Annotated in this window: 19 protein-coding genes and 3 tRNA genes; 17 read left to right on the forward strand and 5 right to left on the reverse strand. The window is 63.6% G+C overall.

Translation table 11 applies throughout. From position 1 onward, the window contains the following. Positions 1–10 precede the first annotated feature (10 nt). The 9 genes from AOP79_RS04295 (at position 11) to AOP79_RS04335 (ending at position 6,682) form a co-directional block, all read left to right on the forward strand. A complete protein-coding gene (locus tag AOP79_RS04295) occupies positions 11–397 on the forward strand; it encodes a DUF742 domain-containing protein (protein WP_062070729.1) in 387 nt (128 codons plus the stop codon). Beyond that, positions 378–980, forward strand: a complete 603-nt coding sequence (locus tag AOP79_RS04300; protein ID WP_062070731.1) for a GTP-binding protein — start codon at positions 378–380, stop codon at positions 978–980. The genes AOP79_RS04295 and AOP79_RS04300 overlap by 20 nt, the downstream gene beginning before the upstream one ends. Positions 981–1,049: 69 nt before the next feature. Beyond that, a complete protein-coding gene (locus AOP79_RS04305; protein WP_152647997.1) occupies positions 1,050–1,481 on the forward strand; it encodes a PIN domain-containing protein in 432 nt (143 codons plus the stop codon). Positions 1,482–1,492: 11 nt separating this feature from the next. Continuing rightward, positions 1,493–1,581: transfer RNA gene (locus tag AOP79_RS04310), tRNA-Ser, on the forward strand. Positions 1,582–1,752: 171 nt separating this feature from the next. Continuing rightward, a tRNA-Ser gene (locus AOP79_RS04315) sits at positions 1,753–1,839 on the forward strand. A 114-nt stretch (positions 1,840–1,953) separates the two neighbouring features. Then, positions 1,954–2,026 (forward strand) — tRNA-Arg (locus AOP79_RS04320). Between the two features lie 302 nt (positions 2,027–2,328). Next, a complete protein-coding gene (locus AOP79_RS04325) occupies positions 2,329–4,599 on the forward strand; it encodes a DUF5979 domain-containing protein (protein ID WP_062070735.1) in 2,271 nt (756 codons plus the stop codon). Continuing rightward, complete coding sequence (locus AOP79_RS04330) at positions 4,596–6,230, forward strand: DUF885 domain-containing protein (protein ID WP_062070737.1); 1,635 nt, start codon at positions 4,596–4,598, stop codon at positions 6,228–6,230. The genes AOP79_RS04325 and AOP79_RS04330 overlap by 4 nt, the downstream gene beginning before the upstream one ends. A gap of 59 nt (positions 6,231–6,289) precedes the next feature. Beyond that, entirely contained in the window at positions 6,290–6,682 is a 393-nt protein-coding gene (locus AOP79_RS04335) for an SHOCT domain-containing protein (RefSeq protein ID WP_236683208.1), read from the forward strand. A 126-nt stretch (positions 6,683–6,808) separates the two neighbouring features. Here the strand turns inward: AOP79_RS04335 and AOP79_RS04340 are convergent, their stop codons facing one another. Genes AOP79_RS04340 through AOP79_RS04350 form a run of 3 tightly spaced genes read right to left on the reverse strand, consistent with a single transcriptional unit; the run spans position 6,809 to position 9,632 of the window. Continuing rightward, on the reverse strand, positions 6,809–7,834 hold the full coding sequence (locus tag AOP79_RS04340) for a DUF8320 family protein (RefSeq protein WP_062070739.1): 1,026 nt from the start codon (positions 7,832–7,834) through the stop codon (positions 6,809–6,811). Continuing rightward, complete coding sequence (locus AOP79_RS04345) at positions 7,831–9,009, reverse strand: sensor histidine kinase (RefSeq protein WP_062070741.1); 1,179 nt, start codon at positions 9,007–9,009, stop codon at positions 7,831–7,833. Before AOP79_RS04345 ends, AOP79_RS04340 begins: the two co-directional genes overlap by 4 nt. Continuing rightward, positions 9,009–9,632 (reverse strand): response regulator transcription factor, encoded by a 624-nt coding sequence (locus tag AOP79_RS04350; RefSeq protein WP_062070743.1) that lies wholly within the window; start codon positions 9,630–9,632, stop codon positions 9,009–9,011. Before AOP79_RS04350 ends, AOP79_RS04345 begins: the two co-directional genes overlap by 1 nt. Before the next feature lie 268 nt (positions 9,633–9,900). Between AOP79_RS04350 and AOP79_RS04355 the strand changes: the two genes are divergently transcribed. Further along, on the forward strand, positions 9,901–10,542 hold the full coding sequence (locus AOP79_RS04355) for a variant leucine-rich repeat-containing protein (RefSeq protein ID WP_062070745.1): 642 nt from the start codon (positions 9,901–9,903) through the stop codon (positions 10,540–10,542). Here AOP79_RS04355 and AOP79_RS04360 read toward each other — a convergent pair. Continuing rightward, positions 10,539–11,384 (reverse strand): septum formation family protein, encoded by an 846-nt coding sequence (locus AOP79_RS04360; protein ID WP_082093339.1) that lies wholly within the window; start codon positions 11,382–11,384, stop codon positions 10,539–10,541. The genes AOP79_RS04355 and AOP79_RS04360 overlap by 4 nt on opposite strands. Continuing rightward, positions 11,384–12,172 (reverse strand): exodeoxyribonuclease III, encoded by a 789-nt coding sequence (locus AOP79_RS04365; RefSeq protein ID WP_062070749.1) that lies wholly within the window; start codon positions 12,170–12,172, stop codon positions 11,384–11,386. Before AOP79_RS04365 ends, AOP79_RS04360 begins: the two co-directional genes overlap by 1 nt. A gap of 44 nt (positions 12,173–12,216) precedes the next feature. Between AOP79_RS04365 and AOP79_RS04370 the strand changes: the two genes are divergently transcribed. From AOP79_RS04370 to AOP79_RS04400, 7 genes are all read left to right on the forward strand, one after another. Further along, positions 12,217–12,981, forward strand: coding sequence for an SDR family NAD(P)-dependent oxidoreductase (locus AOP79_RS04370; RefSeq protein WP_062070751.1), 765 nt, complete (start codon positions 12,217–12,219; stop codon positions 12,979–12,981). A gap of 122 nt (positions 12,982–13,103) precedes the next feature. Then, a complete protein-coding gene (gene pyrE / locus AOP79_RS04375) occupies positions 13,104–13,670 on the forward strand; it encodes an orotate phosphoribosyltransferase (protein ID WP_062070753.1) in 567 nt (188 codons plus the stop codon). 102 nt (positions 13,671–13,772) lie between these two features. After that, positions 13,773–14,687 (forward strand): DUF3137 domain-containing protein, encoded by a 915-nt coding sequence (locus tag AOP79_RS04380; protein WP_062070755.1) that lies wholly within the window; start codon positions 13,773–13,775, stop codon positions 14,685–14,687. 30 nt (positions 14,688–14,717) lie between these two features. Further along, positions 14,718–15,278: a LemA family protein gene (locus AOP79_RS04385; RefSeq protein WP_062070757.1), complete on the forward strand. Its 561-nt coding sequence runs from the start codon at positions 14,718–14,720 to the stop codon at positions 15,276–15,278. Between the two features lie 15 nt (positions 15,279–15,293). Next, positions 15,294–16,022 (forward strand): hypothetical protein, encoded by a 729-nt coding sequence (locus tag AOP79_RS04390; RefSeq protein ID WP_062070759.1) that lies wholly within the window; start codon positions 15,294–15,296, stop codon positions 16,020–16,022. A 51-nt stretch (positions 16,023–16,073) separates the two neighbouring features. Continuing rightward, on the forward strand, positions 16,074–17,258 hold the full coding sequence (gene purT / locus AOP79_RS04395) for a formate-dependent phosphoribosylglycinamide formyltransferase (protein WP_062070761.1): 1,185 nt from the start codon (positions 16,074–16,076) through the stop codon (positions 17,256–17,258). Next, positions 17,255–17,968 carry a TrmH family RNA methyltransferase gene (locus AOP79_RS04400; RefSeq protein ID WP_062070764.1) on the forward strand — a complete coding sequence of 238 codons (714 nt, stop codon included), beginning with the start codon at positions 17,255–17,257 and terminating at the stop codon, positions 17,966–17,968. The genes purT and AOP79_RS04400 overlap by 4 nt, the downstream gene beginning before the upstream one ends. The last annotated feature ends 167 nt before the right edge of the window (positions 17,969–18,135 follow it).

Raw genomic sequence — 18,135 nt, forward strand, 5'->3', positions numbered from 1 at the left:
GAGAACCCCCATGACTGACCACTCTTACGAAGAAGAGGCCTACACGGTCCGGCCGTATGCCGTGACCGGTGGGCGGGTCAGCGCTGCAAGCAAGGACCTTCCTATGGAGGCCCTGGTCGAAGCGCGCTCAAATGTACAGACTTTGAGGGGCCTGACCCCCGAAAAGAAAACGATCCTGCAGCTTGCTGCGGGTCAATATCAATCCATCGCTGAGCTCTCTGCTCACACCCGGCTCCCGCTGGGTGTGGTGCGCGTCTTGGTGACGGATCTTTCTACCGACCAATACCTTGTGATTCACACAGGCGGCACCGCGGACGACAAGTCAACTCACGACGAGTCCGGTGGTCTGTCGCTCAGTCTTCTGGAGAGTGTCCTTGATGGCATCGCAGCCCTCTGACGCCGCCGTGGCGCCCAGCGCTCCGCACGTGGCCCCTACCGTTGTCAAGATCGTCATTGCCGGCGGTTTCGCGGTAGGCAAGACGACCTTTATCGGATCTATCTCTGACATTGACCCCCTCAACACTGAGGCGGCAATGACGGAGAAGTCCATTGGCGTCGACGATGCCGGTGGCGTGAGTGATCGCAAAACGACCACGACGGTCGCCATGGACTTTGGCCGCATCGCGCTGCCGGGTTCACTGTGGCTGTACCTGTTCGGAACCCCCGGCCAGGACCGCTTCCTGTTCATGTGGGATGACCTCGTGCGTGGTGCCATTGGTGCTGTGGTGTTGGTCGACACTGAGCGCCTCGAACAGTGCTTCCCTGCTGTCGACTACTTCGAGGGTCGCGGTGTGCCGTTCATCGTCTGCGTGAACTGCTTCGATGGCGTTGCTCGCCACAAGTTGGAGGACGTGCGCGAGGCTCTTGGCATTCCTGACGAAGTTCCCATTATGTACACCGATGCTCGTGAGAAGTCTGCAACGAAGCAGGCCTTGATCGCAGTGGTGCAACTCGCGATGCGGCAGCTCAGCAAGAGCTGACCATAGGCGGCCGGTGCGTGCGCAATGGCGCGTGCGCATCGGCATATCCGACAGGGCTATCCTTGCAAGGTGATCTATCTCGACGGTTCTGCGCTATGCCGGTTTTTGCCGGGCGTGCGGTACTTTGACGAGTTTGCTGAGTGGGTGTTGCCGCGACTCGATCAGGTCGCGACTACTCAGTTGGGGTTGACGGAGGTCCGTCAGACTGCGGAACTGTATCCCCGCGAGGAAAAGGGCCGCGCCTTCGAGGTGGTGGAGCAGATTCGCCAGAAGGTTCCCGTGCTGAGGTTCTCAGATCAGAATGTGGGGATCTCCACACATGCGTCTTCGGTATTGCGGCCGTTTGCTGCGTTACACCTGGGTGCGGCGGTAGCGAACCCGCATATTGACCGCATCGCCACCTATGATGCAGACCTTGCGACGGTGGCTTTGATCTATGAATTGACTGTCGTTTCGCCAGGTATGCCTCCGGGCTGGCACAATGGCACCGCTAGGGCGTGAGTTCTGGCATTGGAGAGTTGACCGAGTGGCCGAAGGTGACGGTCTTGAAAACCGTTGAGGCGTTTTAGCGTCTCCGTGGGTTCGAATCCCACACTCTCCGCGGAAGTGAGTGGGTCAGGTGTGACGCACCACGTCGCGAGGCCCCTCCTGTGGGAGGGGCTTTCGTGTTTCTGGCTGCACGTGGGGCGCGAGCCGGCACCGTGGGCTGTTGTTTCGTGTCCGCTTTGCTCAGTGAGCCCTGCGACCGGTACCCTGTGGAGGCACCACTCATGGAGACGTGACTGAGCGGCCGAAAGTGCATCCCTGCTAAGGATGTGATGGGGTAACCCATCCGTGGGTTCGAATCCCACCGTCTCCGCCCATGGACGCCCCGTCATTCCAGCCCTGTTGGGTTGGCGGGGTCTCCGGTGGACGAGTGTTCTGAGGACCGCTCTGAAACCTGTATAGTGGTGTCTCGGCCCAGCAGGGTCATGCGCCCGTAGCTCAACGGATAGAGCATCTGACTACGGATCAGAAGGTTGGGGGTTCGAATCCCTCCGGGCGCGCAGATAGAACCCCCGTCGCGATTGCGGCGGGGGTTCTTTGCGTGGTGGGTGGGGTGGTAGGTCTCCCTGCGGCGGCGCCGCCATCGGGGCCGGATGTGGCGACGCAAGCGGCGGTATCCGACCAGATTCGAAACGTTTCGGGACCATGGTCCTTGGTGTGACGCGCATCACAGTGAGAGTGTGGAAGTGGTCACAAAGATATGACCGGCCGGTGTCTCTGCCACGAGGCGAGAACACCATCGATATGAGCACATAGTCTCCAGCGGGCCCGGTTCCCGACCCAGTGAAACTGGAGCGTTGTCATGTACCACTTGTCCCCGTCCTCGCACCACCTCCTCCCCGCTCTTGTCCTCCGTGCACTCGGCGTCATCGCCGCCCTGGCCGTAGCGGCAGTTCTCCTCGGCGCATTCGCGGTGCCGGCATACGCCGCTAGCGATGCCGATATCGCAGCCGTCACCGATGTTCAGAACCCCGCCGATGACACCGCAGACACCGATGCGGAACCCACCGCCACCGCGGTCCCCAGCCCAGACCCGACTGTGGCCCCGAGCGAGACGCCAACTGCTGACCCCGCAGTGATCTCCACCCCCACAGCAACACCCACTCCTCCACCCATAGCGGACGACTCCTCAAACCCAGCCCCAGCCCCCGCTCCAGCACCCACCGACTCCACGAACATCGTCGATGCGATCACCGGCATCGTCCTTGACTCCACCCACATCACCGATGGCGATCAGGTCATGCTGAAGGCCACCTGGTCACTCCCCAGCAACGTCGCTCCCGGAAGCCACTTCGGAATCACTCTTCCCGCTCAGCTCAGCAGCCACCCACTGCCCCCCTTCTCCTTGCTCGACTCACAGGGCGACGAGGTCGGCATCTGCACCGTTTCCAACGACGGAATCGATTGTGTCGACGGCGACTATGTCGGAACCCACCAGCACGTCCACGGCGACATCTGGATGAAGGTCACGGCGCACACCTCCACCGAGGTCACTGAGGTCGAGATCCTGGACGCCACCGGTGCTTCGCACACTGTGCCAGTCACCCTGGCACCCAAGGCTCCCGCCCACCACTCCAGCCGCCACGCATATGTGCCCAGCACTCACGTAGTAAAGCGGGCCCTCAGCACAGACACCGACCGCCGCCGTATCCACTGGCAGGTCAGCACTCCCGCAGGCTCGGGCGACGTCACCGTGAATGACGTGTGGACAGCCACGGGTGTCGACAGCAGTGACATCACCTTGCAGGGAACACCTCAGGTGCAGTGCAAGGCCGCTGACTCGGGTGCGGTCTCTCAGGTCCCACGCGGCCAAGTGTCGCGGACCGGGAACTCCGGAATGCACGTGCACATCAATGGCACATGCGATGGAACGTACATCGTCAAGTACTGGACGCAACTGCCCGCGAGCGCCACTGGGTCCGTGACCGTCAAGAACACTGCCACCGTCCCAGGGGTAGGCACAGCAACTGCTCACCGCGACTGGAACGCCCCGGCCCCGCTGACCAAGTCAGTAGCCGGTGACAACGATCACCGCAGCGCTACGTGGACGGTCAAGGTCGACGCATCGAGCGTCCCTAGCGGCGCTGTCGTGATCAAGGATTCATACTCGGACCGCTTGACCCTCGACGCTGACTCGGTGGCTTTGCAGTGCAAGGTCATGGGGAACTCTCACAGCATCGACGACTCGACCTGGTCGGCCGCCGCATCGGACGCCCAACGCCACCTGCTCCAAGTGACGATCAACGACACGTCGTGCCGAGTCGATGGAGGCCAGTATGTGCTGACCTACAGCACGGCCTACCCGCGGGACGCCTTCACCGGTGAGAAGTACAGCAACTCAGTGCACGTGGATTCCCACACGGCAACTCGCACAGTGACGTACACCGCATCGGCTGGTGGCGGTGCTGCCGGAACGCCGATGTGGTCGCTGCACCTCAGCAAGGACGTCACTGGCGCCGGCGAGGCTTTGGTGGGCGACACCCCGTTCACCGTTGACTGGTCCTGGACCGATGGTGGCGCCACCAAGTCGGGTCACGTCGACGTGGCAGACGGCACGGGCGCAACGATTGCCCGGATCCCCGCAGGTGCACACGTCACGCTGAGCGAGCACGAGTCACCCGTCGACGGTGTCTACTTCACTGACCCGGTGTACTCCGGTGCACACGTACAGCAGGTCGCACAGCGTGCAGCTCAGGTCGCAGGTACCGACGGTACCGTCGCGGTGGGGCTGGAGAACCCGACGGCTCTGGTTCCCGCTCCTACTGCCGTGAACTCGCCTCACCAGGTGCCGAACCAAGTGCCGACCCCAACTCCGGTAGCCACACCCCCGTTGGTCCCCGCACTGCGGACGCCCTCGACGCCTAGCACCACCACATCGGTCCCTTCAACCCCCAGTGTCACCACCGATGTCACCGCCCACCCCAGCGATGGCAACCGTGTGCCGCCGGCCCAGGTCCTCGCCCACACAGGCGCTGACCCCCTCCCGGGTGTGCTGCTCGCGCTTGGCCTGCTGATCGCTGGTGGCGGACTCGTGGTGGCCGGTAGCCGCCGCCGGGTTACAGTCGGAGAATGACTGAGTTGAAAGCACTTGCCGACGAGTACTTCGCCTTTCGACAGGAAGCCGACGTACTCCGGCTGCTGTGGAGCGGTTCTCTTGACGCCCTTGAGCGTTGGGAGGACCTCTCCCCAGCGGGCATTCACGAGCAACAAGACGCCTTGCGCGACTTTGCCGCACGTGCGGCGGCGCTGGAGATCGATGAGTCTGACCCTCGCGAGGTGTCGTTGCGTGACTCGCTGGTGCATACGGCAACTCAGCGTGCCGTGAGTTTGACGTGGTTCAGCGAGTTGGAGGCAGTCAACCCGCACATGGGTGTGATGCCTCTGGCGCAGGTGTTCTTGGGGCGTTTCCCGTTGACCACCGATGCTGATGGTGAGCGTTACGTTGCCAAGCTGGCTGCGTTGCCAGCGATGCTGGATGACATGGCAGCCGCAGTTCAGGTTGCGGCATTGTCGGGGCGTGTGGCGTTGGCTTCGCATCTGCGCCAAAGTGCGCAGGGGATGGCGGATCTGGCCGCAGACCCCGCACCGTTGTTGGCGCAGAACCCGCCAGCCGAGTCGTCGGACTCTCAGGCGTGGCAGGAGCGTGTGAGGGCTGTCGTGTCCGGCGATGTGGTGCCGGCTTTGCAGCGGACGGCCGATGCCTTGGTGGACGTCGCACGACGTGGTCGAGATGATTCCGAGCCGGGTTTGGTGCACCTCGAAGGCGGCGCCGCGCACTACGAAGCATTGGTGCAGGGGCATACGACGTTGCCGATGACAGCGCAGGAGGTCCACGACCTGGGCTTGGCGGTGATCGAAGAGCTTGAAGCGGAGTACCTCAAGGTTGCCGGGCCGCTATTGGGCACTGACGACATTGCAACGATCTACCGCCTGCTCCGTGACGACACTTCGATGCACTATTCCTCAGGCGAGGACATTGTTGCTGACGCGATGGCGGCATTGGACCGTGCCAACCTGGCAGCCCCGGAGTGGTTTGGGACGCTACCGACCTCCGAGTGCGTGGCTCATGCCACAGAATCTGGGCCCACTGCGTTCTATTCGGCTCCGTCTCTTGAGACGGGCAAGCCGGGTGAGTTCTTTTTCAATGCCGGTAACCCTGCGGCGTGGTCAACGTATGAACTTGAAGCGATCGCGTTTCACGAGGCCATCCCTGGCCACCACCTGCAGTTCGCGTTGCACGAGGAGTCGCAGGACCTGCACCCCGTGGTGAAGCACCTGGGTGTGACGGCCTATCTCGAGGGTTGGGGACTGTACACCGAGCGTCTCGCGGATGAGATGGGCCTCTACAGTTCTGACCTTGCGCGTGTGGGAATGCTGGCCGCGGATTCGCTGCGGGCTTGCCGTTTGGTTGTCGACACCGGCATGCACGCGTTGGGCTGGAGTCGTCAGGACGCGATCGACTACATGGCGGCACACTGCCCCATGAGTGTGGACCAGATCACTCAAGAAGTGGACCGGTACATCGGTCTGCCGGGACAGGCGTTGTCGTACATGGTTGGCCGCCGGGAAATTCAGGCCATCCGGCGCGAAGCCGAGGCTCGGGAGGGCTTTGACATCAAGGGCTTCCACGACACTGTGCTCGGCTATGGGATGGTGCCGCTTACTACGCTGCGTCGGCTAGTTCTCGGGGCGCCAGCAGGATAAGGTGGGTTTGTTGTCGCGACCGCGGCATAACTATCTTCATTTTGCTCGAGGAGTTTTCCGTGGATTTCTTTGCTGACTTCCTGTCGATCCTGCTGTTCACGCTGTGGATCTTCGTCATGGTGGCGTTCTTTGTCGTCATCATCCGCATCCTGATGGACATTTTCCGTGACCACGACTTGGGCGGCTTTGGAAAGACCCTCTGGGTGCTGTTCGTCATCTTCCTGCCGGTGCTGGGTGCACTGGTCTACCTCATCGCTCGCGGCAAGGGCATGGCCAAGCGCGACGCTGATCAGGCTGCTCAGGTGCACAAGGCTCAGGTGGAGTACACCAAGGGTCTGATGTCTGAGGCTGGCGGTGCAAGTGAGATCAAGGCAGCGAAGGAGCTGCTGGACTCGGGTGCCATCACTCAGGAAGAGTTCGACGCACTCAAGGCGAAGGCAATCCAGAAGTAACGCACTTCCGCTAGAGAGCTCAACGGCGCTCGCTCTCTGATGGGAGCGGGCGCCGTTTGCTGTGTCTGTGTGGACTTGGTACCCGGGCGTCGGGTGGTGAGTCCGACGCGCTTGTGTGTGGTCCCGCTACCGGTCGAGTGGTTCGCCTTGCGCGTCCAGCGAGACTCGGGTGACGTTGTCACCGTCGACGGCAGTGATCGTCAGCACGGCGGTGCGGCCTGGCGGCAGGAGTCGAATCGTCACGGTGCCACCCTGCGCGGCATCGATGACGTTCACGGCACTGGTCACGATGCGTTCGAGCACGTGGCCGTCCGAGATCGGTGTCCCGCGGTCGTCCAGCAACGCAATGTGGACACCTCGTGCGCGTGCCTTGTCGGTCGCTTCGACCACATCGGGAAGCGCGACAGCCCTGCCGCGAACGCCGTCACGCAACTGGGCCTCGGCCCGGCTGATGACTCCTCGTTCATCCTCGGTGAGTGGTTCAGGGGACGCCACGCGGTCCAGCAACGGCATCACAAAGGCGGTGAGCTCTTTGACTCGAGTACGGCGAATCTCTGCAGCAGCACCGGTGATCGCAGTGCTGGTAGCAACGTCCATGGCTCGGGCATTCACCTGTGCGATGTCTCGTCCTGAGCGCCGTAGGGCCAGTGCAAAGAGAGTGCCGACCACCAGGATGCCGATGTGTGTGTCGAGTGTCCCCAGTGCGGCGAGGGCCGTATCTCCGGTGCGGATCTCCCAGCCCATCGTGTGAACAATGAGTAGGGCCATCCCAAGCCACGCGTATCCGATGCGCCCGCGGACTGCGAGCAGGAACAACACCCACGTAACGGAACCGATGTGCCAGCTGGCCCGGCTCGCATCGGCGGGTCCGTCGAGGTTGGTAAAGGCTGCAAGAGCCCCAGCGCCCAACAGTGCGAGCGTGACGAAGGAGTCGGCGAGCGGGAAGGGGTATGGACGCGAGCGTGTCACCCAGAACCCCGCGCCAGAAATGATGACGACCGCCACGAATGCTTGCCAGGGACGTTGGACATCATCGAGTGTGCCCCACGCGAAGGCCAGGTTGGTGACGGCGAACAGCACCAGCAGGGCGCGTGCGGGTTTGCCACTGACAGGCAGCAGATCGGCGGGAGTGATGGTGGAGATGCGGTTCATGGGTGCACCCAACCCAAGGTGACGGTGGTGCCTGCGCCGGGCCTGGACTCGACGCGTGAGGACCCGCCCGGGAGCTGCTGCATGCGCTCCCCAATGGAGACCGCAATGCCGAGCCTGCCTGGGTCGGTGGCCTTGGGGTCAAAGCCTTGCCCGTCGTCCATGACCTCCACCACCACGCCCGAGTCGGTCACGGATGATTCGACTGTGACGCGTGCTCCCTCGCCCGCATGTCGTCCACAGTTGCGTAGCGCCTCAGCGACCGCTTCCGAGACCGCCTCGACCACTGCGCCGGGGACATCACGACCCGAGGTTGCGGGCAGTGTCACGTCGACAGCCATGCCGGCATCGGCCGTCGTGGCTCGTATGGCGGCCTGAAACTGCTCTGGTGTGTATGTCCGGGTGGTGGGGCCGTCCGTGTCCGCCATGGTGCGAATCGACTGTTGCGCGTTGCGCGCCTGGGTACGGACCTCGTCCGTCACACCACTGCGGCCGGCCGTCAAGAGCACCGACATGACGTCATCGTGGACGATCGCATTGATGCGGGCGTGCTCTCGCTCGCGAGCGCGCGCTGTCGCATCTGCGGCCGCGAGTGACTTCGCCTCGGCAGTGGTGCGGTCAAGTTGCCCGCCAGCGCCAACGACGGCGCTCGCCATGGCGGTGAGAATTGAGCAGAAGATGATGGCGCCGCACCCGTTGAGCACGGCATCAGTCACGTCGATGTTCGATGCCGAAAGCTGCCCAATCGGCACCAGGAACAGTTGCGAGACCGGCACTACCCAGGCTGCACGCGAGCGAATCACCACCCCCGCAAGGGTTGACGGCAGCGCATTGATGCCATGCAGCCACGGCGTCCCGTTCTCGTCGAGTGTGAGGTCATGCATGGCTGGCACCCACAGCAACTCCGCGACCAAAAATCCACCCACGCAGAACAAGGCGATCGCGTGCAGGACGCGCAATGGAAGGAGGAAGGCGATGAGGATGAACGATGCGGGGACCGCCACAGCAACGGCCATGGCAAACCACCAGTACCACGGGGCAATCTGGTCGTAGGAGCTCGCGATCCCGGAGCTGCCGGGGACGAGGAGATAGCCAAAGACAAGTGCGCCAATGCCGGATGCGAAGTACAGCATGCGTTGGACGCGCTCGCGAGCGGCATGCTCGCCGGACGTCGCCATTAGATCAGGCCGTCTTCAATGGCCCGTCTGTAGAGGTCCACGCGTGTGGTGGCGTCTCGTCCCACCATCGAGTACTTGCGTCGGATCCTTAGGACGTAGTCGCTTACGGTGTTGCGTGAGATGCCCAGGTGGCGTGCCACTGTTTGCGCCGTTTCCCCGGCCGCGTACATGGCGAGGACCTCAGATTCGCGGTCGCTGAGACCGGCATCGGGCAGGTCCCGGTCCGCATCGATTGCGGCAGCCCAGTCCGTCGTGAAGACCGCGCCGCCGCTTGCTGCGGTGCGGATCGCTTCGAGGAGTTCCTCGGGGGGAGCGGACTTGCGTACCAGTCCAGCGGCGCCGGAGCGGGCGGCCGATTGGATGAGGTCTCGATCTTCGGCCCCGGTATAGATCAGTACGGGTACACCGCGGTCGAGCACAGCGGCAACGTTGTCCGATGGCTGCGAGCCGTCCGCAAGCCTGAGATCGAGGACCACCAGATCGAGGTGTTCGTCAGGGAGAGTAGCGACGGACTCCACACACGCCCGCAAGGTGATGTCATCTGTCTTTGCAATGAGGTCACCGAAGCCCAGCGAGATGAGCGCGTGGTCTTCAACGAGCGCGATGACGTGGGGTTTCGCCATCGGTCCTCCTCTGCGTCGGGATGGTCCGTATGGCGCCACGATAGCGCTCTACGCACCGGCCTCGGGTCAGGCTGCCGGGCCGATGCGGATGTCGGGTACGCGGGGGTGTGCCCCTGACGTTGCTGCCCCCAGAGTTACTGCCCACATAAATAAGGGCTTTACGGGGGTATCGCACGGTGCCAGAGTGTGATTTACGAGAGGCGGCCTGATGCCATCGCAGGCCGCCTCTCGACCTGCAAGGGGGGATACGAATAGCCAAGGGGGGCGCATGTGGAATGTAGGTGGGGAGTCAATCCTCGTCGCCACAGGCGTGCTATTCGGTGTAGTGGTCGCGCTCGGCTTCATGCCGCGCGTGATGCTGGACCGACGCGCGCGAGGGGCCTACGGATTACTGTCCGCAGGTCTCCTCGCGGCAGCGTTGGCCCTGACTGCTGACTACGGCATCGCCATCCCACCAGCAATGTGGTGCTTGCCACTCATCCCGCTGGCCGTACTTCTTGGGCTCTGGCGCGACGGTTTCCCCGGTTCCGGCCACACGGCAATGCCAGCCCAGAGTGCCGCCGCAGCGCACATGGCAGGTCACGTTGTCGGTGCAGACGCCGATGTGCCAGACACAGGCGCCGCAGCGTTTGAAAGTTCCCAAGGCGAGCAACCGGTCACGTCACCGTGTTCCGGACGCAACCAGCCAAGCGTTACCGTTCACACCGAACTTCAGAACGGTATCGACGCCCGCTGCCGTGCCGCCAACCCAGAAACTCCGGCCAACGAACTCGCACACATCGCGTACCGGCATCCTGAAGCGCGGGCCGCAGTAGCAGGGAATCCTGCGACGCCGTCCAACGTCTTGGAGTGGCTAGCTGCCATTGGTGATCAGAGCATTCTCGACACCATCGCAGCGCGCTCAAACTAAGCGCCCTGCTCGTGACCGCTGTCGTCCTCTTCAGTTGAGTCCACCGTTCCTCGGCCCACGTTCGACGAGCCCTGCAGCAGGTCGGTCGTGGAGTCCGGAGACGATGTCACCAGACATGTGATGGTGCGGTCTCCCCGAGTCCACGAATCGCTCGTGGGAATCCACGCCGTCCATTCACTGCCGTCTGGAAGGTTGCGGGGGATGCGTGGTGTGCAGAACTCGTCTACCTCGTCCAGCAACACTTCGTGTCCGGGATAGATCTCGTATCGCACTGTGCTTTGTGCCACTACTTGAGCTCCGTGAGCAGTCTCGCACGGCACCACTGTGACCTCGTCGACCGCGCCGTCGCCTGGTGAGTCCTCAAGGCACATGCCTTCCACGACGCTGAGGGAGTGCATCGACCCTGTGGCGTCAGGGTCCGCGGGACTGGTCTGAGCGGACGATACAGCGAGGGCGCCGCCCCACACCATGCCAGCGATGATGGCGACACCCGCGCCCGCGACAGTCCACCACACCCAACGCGGAGCGCCACCCTTGGAGGCGCGCGGAGGCACCGATCCTGGCGTCTGACGTGGCGCATACGAGCCAGGTTGGGCGTATGGACCAGGTTGGGCGTATGGACCGGGCTGCGCATATGGACCGGGCTGCGCATAAGGCCCCGGTTGGGCGTACGGGCCGGACTGTACGGGAGGGCTGGCCTGTGCGGAAGTGCCGGGCTGGGTCGGCTGGGTGGGGTGAGCCTGGTGCGGCGGGGCCACCGGCGGCACAGCGCCGGGCGGCGTGAACGCGGGCCCAGGAGGCGTCTTTTCATCGGGCTGCTGTGCCTCGTCGCTGTCGGCCACTAGTCCTCCAAGTCCAGGATCACGGGGACGTGGTCGGAAGCACCTTTGCCCTTGCGTTCGTCGCGGTCGATCGTGACTCCCGTGGCCTTGTCAGCGAGCGCCTGCGAACCGTAGATAAAGTCGATGCGCATGCCCTCGTTCTTGGGGAAGCGGAGCTGCTTGTAGTCCCAGAAGGTGTACTTGCCTTCGTCGGGGATAAAGCGTCGTGAGAGTTCCTCGTAGCCGGCATCAGCAAAGGCGTGGAATGCGGCACGTGCCTCGGGGGTGACGTGCGTTTCAGCATCGGCATCGGCTTCCGACCACATATCTGTGGTGAGTGGCGCGACGTTGAAGTCTCCGACCAGTGCCGTTGGGGCATCGGCCCATTGCCGTGCCTGTTCTTTGAGGACGTCCAGGAACTGCAACTTGTAGGCGTAGTGGGGGTCGTTGAGGCCGCGCCCGTTAGGGACGTAGAGACTCCAGACGCGTACGTCGCCACAGGTCGCTCCGAGGGCGCGTGCTTCCACGATGGGTTCCTGGCCGGGTTTGCCGAACGCAGGTTGGCCGGGGAAGGACGTCTCGACGTTCTCGATGCCCACACGGGAGGCGATGGCGACGCCGTTCCACTGGTTGAGGCCGTGAATGGCGAGTTCGTAGCCTGCGGCCTCGAAGGGCTCGCGGGGGAACTGCTCTGGCTTGCACTTGATTTCTTGCATTGCCAGGACGTCGGTGTCTGACTTTTCCAGCCAGTCGATGATGCGCTCGCTGCGCGCGCGGACGGAGTTCACATTCCAGGTGGCCAATCGCATGCCCCCACGCTACCGGTCGCGGCCGTGCGGCTTAGGCTGGAGGGATGGCTACAGCATTGATTACGGGCGCGTCTAAGGGACTTGGCGCGGAATTCGCTTGGCAGTTGGCGGCGGGACGGCACGATTTGGTGTTGGTTGCTCGTAGCGCCGATGCCTTGGAGACTCTCGCGGCACAGATCCGCGGGGCGGCGGGTGTGGACGTTGAGGTGCTCGTCGCAGACCTGTCCGACGCGGCAGATCTCGATGCGGTGGCTGAGCGTCTGGGTGACGCCGAGCGGCCGGTGAGCCTGTTGGTCAACAACGCGGGCTACGGCATCGGTCAGGATGTGATCGATTCTGATTGGGAGACCGAGAAAGCCGTTCTCGATGTGCTGATTGCTACCCCGCTGCGCCTGTCCCAGGTGGCTGCGAAGGGCATGGTGGAACGTGGACATGGCGCAATCTTGAATGTGTCGTCCATCGCGGCGCATTTAGCGAACACCACGTATGCCGCACATAAGCGTTGGGTCCTGGACTTCACTGAGGCACTCGCCAGCCAGCTTCACGGGACTGGCGTGACGGCCACGGCTGTGCTGCCGGGCTTGACGGTGACGGAGTTCCATTCCCATCCCACGCTCGAGCACATGCGTGGGGACTACCCGGCTGCGGCGTGGTTGACTGCCGAGCAAGTGGTGACTTCTGCGCTCGCGGCGGTGCGTCGTCAGGACGTGGTGGTGACGCCTTCGGCTCGCTACGCGGTTGCTGGGTGGCTGATGCGTGTGACGCCCTCGGCACTGACGCGCAAGATGAACTCGATGCGCTCGCGCTGACCCCACCTCCCCACTTTCCCCCCGCCTTTCCCTCGCCAAATGGCTCCATTTCGCTGTCTAGAGGTGCCAAAACGGCGAAATGGAGCCATTTGGCGAGGAGGGGTGGGCGGTAGTCTGGCCGCATGACTTCCCTGACGCCCCGCGAACAACTGCGCGATCTCATCAAGGACCTGGCTGTCGTTCACGGCCGCATCACCCTCGCCTCCGGCAAGGAGGCCGAGTACTACGTCGACCTGCGCCGTGTCACCCTCCACCACCGTGCCGCACCACTCGTCGGCCACGTGCTGCTCGACCACCTCGAAGTCAACGGCTTCGGCCCCGCCGATGTTGACGCCACCGGTGGTCTCACACTCGGCGCTGACCCGGTAGCCACCGCCTTGATGCACGCAGCGGCGTCGCGTGGCCTCGACCTCGACTCGTTCGTGGTGCGCAAGGAGAACAAGGCTCATGGCCTCCAGCGCCGCATCGAGGGGCCGGACATTGCTGGCCGCACCGTGATTGCTGTTGAGGACACGTCAACGACCGGTGGTTCCGTGCTGACCGCCGTCGAAGCGATCCGCGAGGCCGGCGCCACCGTCGCTGCCGTCGCAGTGATCGTTGACCGTGACACGGGCGCCCGCGAAAAGATTGAAGCTGAGGGTCTGCCGTACATCTCGCTGTTCGGACTGGACGATCTGGGCCTGAACTAACCTGGCCCTCAACTCAGCCAGGCAACCCCAGGCATCGGCCTTACCCCATCCGTGTGACGGAAGATTCTTGGCCGGTCCCCCGGGGCGCAATACAGTGACGTCATGATCTCGATGGCGACGCTGTGGCGGTGGGCACTTCCCGCGTCGCTCGCCATCCTGGGACTCGTGGGAGTTCTGGGGCCTTACGGCGGCAGTGCAGTGTTGGGTGTCGCGCTCGCGATCCTGGTGGTGGGCTTGCTCTGGCTTGCGTTCGATGCGTGGTCCGCCCTGCGCCACCGAGACGAATACCAGGCATTCGCTCGCGACCACGGCTGGGATTATGCGAGTCAGACGAGCGCCTACTCGCAGCGATTCGCGAGCTACCCCTTTGGCGTCGGAGACATCACGCGCCAAGAGTCAGTCGTCGCAGGAAACTTCAACGGCCACCAATGCGCGTCCTTTGTCCACGTCTATGAGTCCCGGAATGACGACTCCTCAACCTCCGGTGCCGTGTCGCACCAGGTGAGTTTGGCGGAACTGGACGTCAACCTGCCCCGCCTTGAACTTGTCCCTCAGGGCCTGGGACAGGCGTCGTTGCGCGTGTGGAACAAGGGTGATCTCGACACCGAGTCACATGAGTTCAATGAGATGTGGCGCGTCATCGCCGACGATCAGCGCTACGCACACGCTGTCCTGGACCCCAGGATGATCGAGCGACTGACAGCGGCCGATGCCGTGGGCAAGACCATTCGCATTGAGGGTTCCGCGGTGTACGTGTGGGAGGCCGGCCGGGTAGCCACCGCAGATCTTGCGTCCCGGCTAGCGCTGGTGACAGGCATTGCGCGGCGCATCCCCGAGCATGTGGTGCGGGAGTTCCGCGAACTCGGGTACGGCGCGACCGGTGCTGCAGCAAGGGACGCGAACGCCGGCCCCGCGTGGGCAACAGAAGGCGGGGTGTTGAATTCCCGTCGCTACACCGGCATCGGGCACGATGGCACGGGAGGCGTCAACGAGGACTGGCGACGGACGTACCGCTAGACTCACCGGCAAGACCGAGGGGGTCATGACGTGGAATGGTTCTTTGTCGCTCTGGCACTGGTGGTGGTGCTGCTGATCTTGTGGGGCATCGCGCTCTACAACTCGCTCATCAAGGTGCGCAATCTGGTGCAGGAGTCCTGGCGCCAGATCGACGTGGAACTCCAGCGTCGCCATAATCTGATCCCCAATCTGGTGGAGACCGTCAAGGGCTACGCCGCCCACGAACGGGAAACCCTGCAGGCGGTCATTGAGGCACGCTCGGCGGCCTCGGCTCCCGGTTCCAGCCCCGCCCAACAGGGTGCACAAGAGAACGCGTTGACGGCCGCGCTGAGTCAACTGTTTGCCCTCTCGGAGAGTTATCCCGACCTCAAGGCCAATGCGCAGTTCATGGAATTGCAGCGCGAGCTCGCCAACACAGAGGACAGGATTGCTGCCGGCCGGCGGATCTACAACGCCAACGTCCGCACCCTCAACACCAAGATTGAAGTGTTCCCCTCGTCAGTGGTCGCTGGCATGTTCGCCTTCCAGCGCGAAGAGTACTTCGAAGTCATCGAGCCCGCCGCACGGCAAACTCCCGACGTCCGCTTCTAGGTCCGCTGGCCCACCGTGTTCGAACCCCTCATTCCGTTCCTCATCCTGGGCGGTATCGCGGCACTGTGGTGGTGGATGCGACGTCGCTATCAACGCGGTGGCAACACCATTCGGGAGAGCGCACTGCGGCAAGGGCTGACCTACACGTCACGTCAGGATGAGGTGCTGTCGCTGTTCACCGTGACGCCGTTTGACCGTGCGGATCAATCCGCGGAGCACGTGGTGAACGGAGAACTCGCTGGGACTGCGTTCCTGACGTTCCGCCACGTGTCGCTGAGCCCGGTAGCGCACTCGCTCCACCGCATCAGCCCCGTGGACGCCGCCGTCAACGGGGTCAGCAAGCGTGTGGCTCCGGAACTGCGCGGTGCCGATACTCGCCAGGTTCTCGCCATCACACTGCCAGGCAGTCTGCGCCCCGTCGCGTTTGGTCCCACATCCCTCCGCCACGTCGAGCGGACCCTCGGGAGTTCCCTCGACGTTGAGTCCGCGGACTTCAACCGTCGGTGGCTACTCGCACAGGGAGATACCCAGGACGCGCTCGCGCTCCTCACTCCCACCGTCGTTTCGCTCATGCTTGACCTGTCGCGCCGCAGCATGTGGATGGCAGTCGACGGCAACCAACTGGTGCTGCAGCGCGTCGGGGGAGGTCACTCGCTGGACTGGCTGGACGCAGAAGTGGCGACGCTCGCACGGATCAGAGACGCCATCCCGCACCACCTCTACGGCGCAGATTTCGCGCCCTAGAACAGTCCTTTGTGCCCACGGGGTCCGCGCCAGCGGTGGCACACTATCCGCATGACCTCTCTGGGCACGCCGCTGACCGCACACGCTACCCGCGTCCTCCTGTTGGGCTCGGGTGAGTTGGGTAAGGAAGTCGCGATTGAACTGATGCGCTTAGGTGTGGAGGTGGTCGCAGTCGATCGCTATCCGGATGCTCCGGCCATGCAGGTGGCGCACCGCAGCCGCGTCATCGACATGCTTGACGCGGAAGCTCTACGCGCGGTGGTTGCTTCTGAGCAGCCTCATCTGATTGTTCCCGAGATTGAGGCGCTGGCCACGGAGGTGTTGGTGGAGGTTGAGGCCGCGGGGGAGGCCACGGTGATTCCGACGGCTCGTGCTGCACGCCTCACGATGGATCGTGAAGGTATTCGCACGCTCGCCGCCGAGGAACTTGGCCTGCCGACGTCGCCGTTCCGGTTTGTGGATTCGTTGGCGGGACTGGAGTCCGCGGTCGCCGAGTTGGGTACGCCGTGCGTGGTGAAGCCGGTGATGTCGTCCTCAGGTAAGGGGCAGTCGGTGGTGCGGGAACCGGCCGATGCTTCGGGTGCCTGGGACTATGCGCTCGCCGGGGGCCGGGCGTCGGGTACGCGGCTCATTGTCGAGGCGTTTGTGGAGTTTGACTACGAGATCACCCAGTTGACGGTGCGGCATGCGGGCGGGACAACGTTCCTTGATCCCATCGGCCACGTCCAGGCCGACGGTGACTATCGCAAGTCGTGGCAGCCTCAGCCGATGTCTGATGCTGCCGCTGCGCGTGCGCGAGAGATTGCCGGGCAAGTCACGGACGCGCTGGGCGGTTACGGCGTCTTTGGCGTGGAGCTGTTTGTGCGGGGCGACGAGGTGCTGTTTAACGAGGTATCACCGCGTCCGCACGACACCGGATTGGTGACGTTGGCGTCTCAACGCTTGAGCGAGTTCGCGTTGCATGCGCGCGCCATTCTTGGTTTGCCACTGCCCGAGCACATCGAGACTGTTCCGGCCGCGTCGTGTGCAGTGTTGGCGGAAGGGAACGGCGTGCCCATCATCGGGGGAATCGAGCAGGCGCTCGCGGTTCCCGAGACTGATGTGAGGCTCTTTGGCAAGCCTCGTGTGGACGGCCGGCGCCGCATCGCAGTGACCGTTGCGCGCGGCGAGAGTGTGGAGATCGCATGTGACCGCGCTCGAGCGGCCGCGCACGCACTGACGGTTGAGCTCGCATGAGCGCGTCCGATTCCCTGGTGCCTGCCGAGCCTACTGAGCCAGCCGAGCCGGCCGAGTCAGCCGAACCCGAAGGTGACACGGAGCCCAGTCACGGCATCGGCCCGTATCCCGGCGGGGAGTCGGCGTGGCCCGACGACCCACGCCTTGACCCTGAACTGCTGCGTGACGGCGACCGTCGCAACGTGACCGACCGCTACCGGTATTGGCGCCATGATGCGATCGTTGCCGATCTTGACGAGCGCCGTCACTCGTTCCACGTAGCCATCGAGAATTGGCAACACGACTTCAACATCGGCTCTGTGGTGCGGACCGCGAATGCGTTCCTGGCACGTGAAGTGCACATTGTGGGGCGGCGCCGGTGGAATCGTCGTGGAGCGATGGTCACCGACCGCTACCAGCATGTACGCCATCACCCGACAGTCGAGGAGTTTGTCGAGTGGGCTCATGGCGAGGGTCTGACGGTGATTGGCATCGACAATCTGCCTGGATCTGTGCCGATGGAGACGTTTGAGATGCCCAAGGACTGTGTGCTGGTGCTGGGCCAGGAGTCCGTGGGGCTCACGGACGCGGTGCGAGAGGCGGCCGATGCCACTCTGGCGATCGGTCAGTACGGTTCCACGCGGTCTATCAATGCAGGCGCAGCGGGTGCGATTGCGATGCATGCGTGGATTCGTCAGCACGGCGACATTGATGCGGGGCATCAGGGCTAGCAGCCGTTGCGCCCAGCTGCCGTCGTTTCACTGCGAACCGGCCCTGCCGTCATTTCACTGCGAACCGGCCCTGCCGTCATTTCACTGCGAACCGGTCATGCCGTCGTTTCACTACGAACCGGTAGCCCCTCCGACACGCCGATGCAGGCATCCTCGCGCCGCATCCG

The organism is Demequina sediminicola (assembly GCF_000975055.1).
Classification (GTDB): domain Bacteria; phylum Actinomycetota; class Actinomycetes; order Actinomycetales; family Demequinaceae; genus Demequina; species Demequina sediminicola.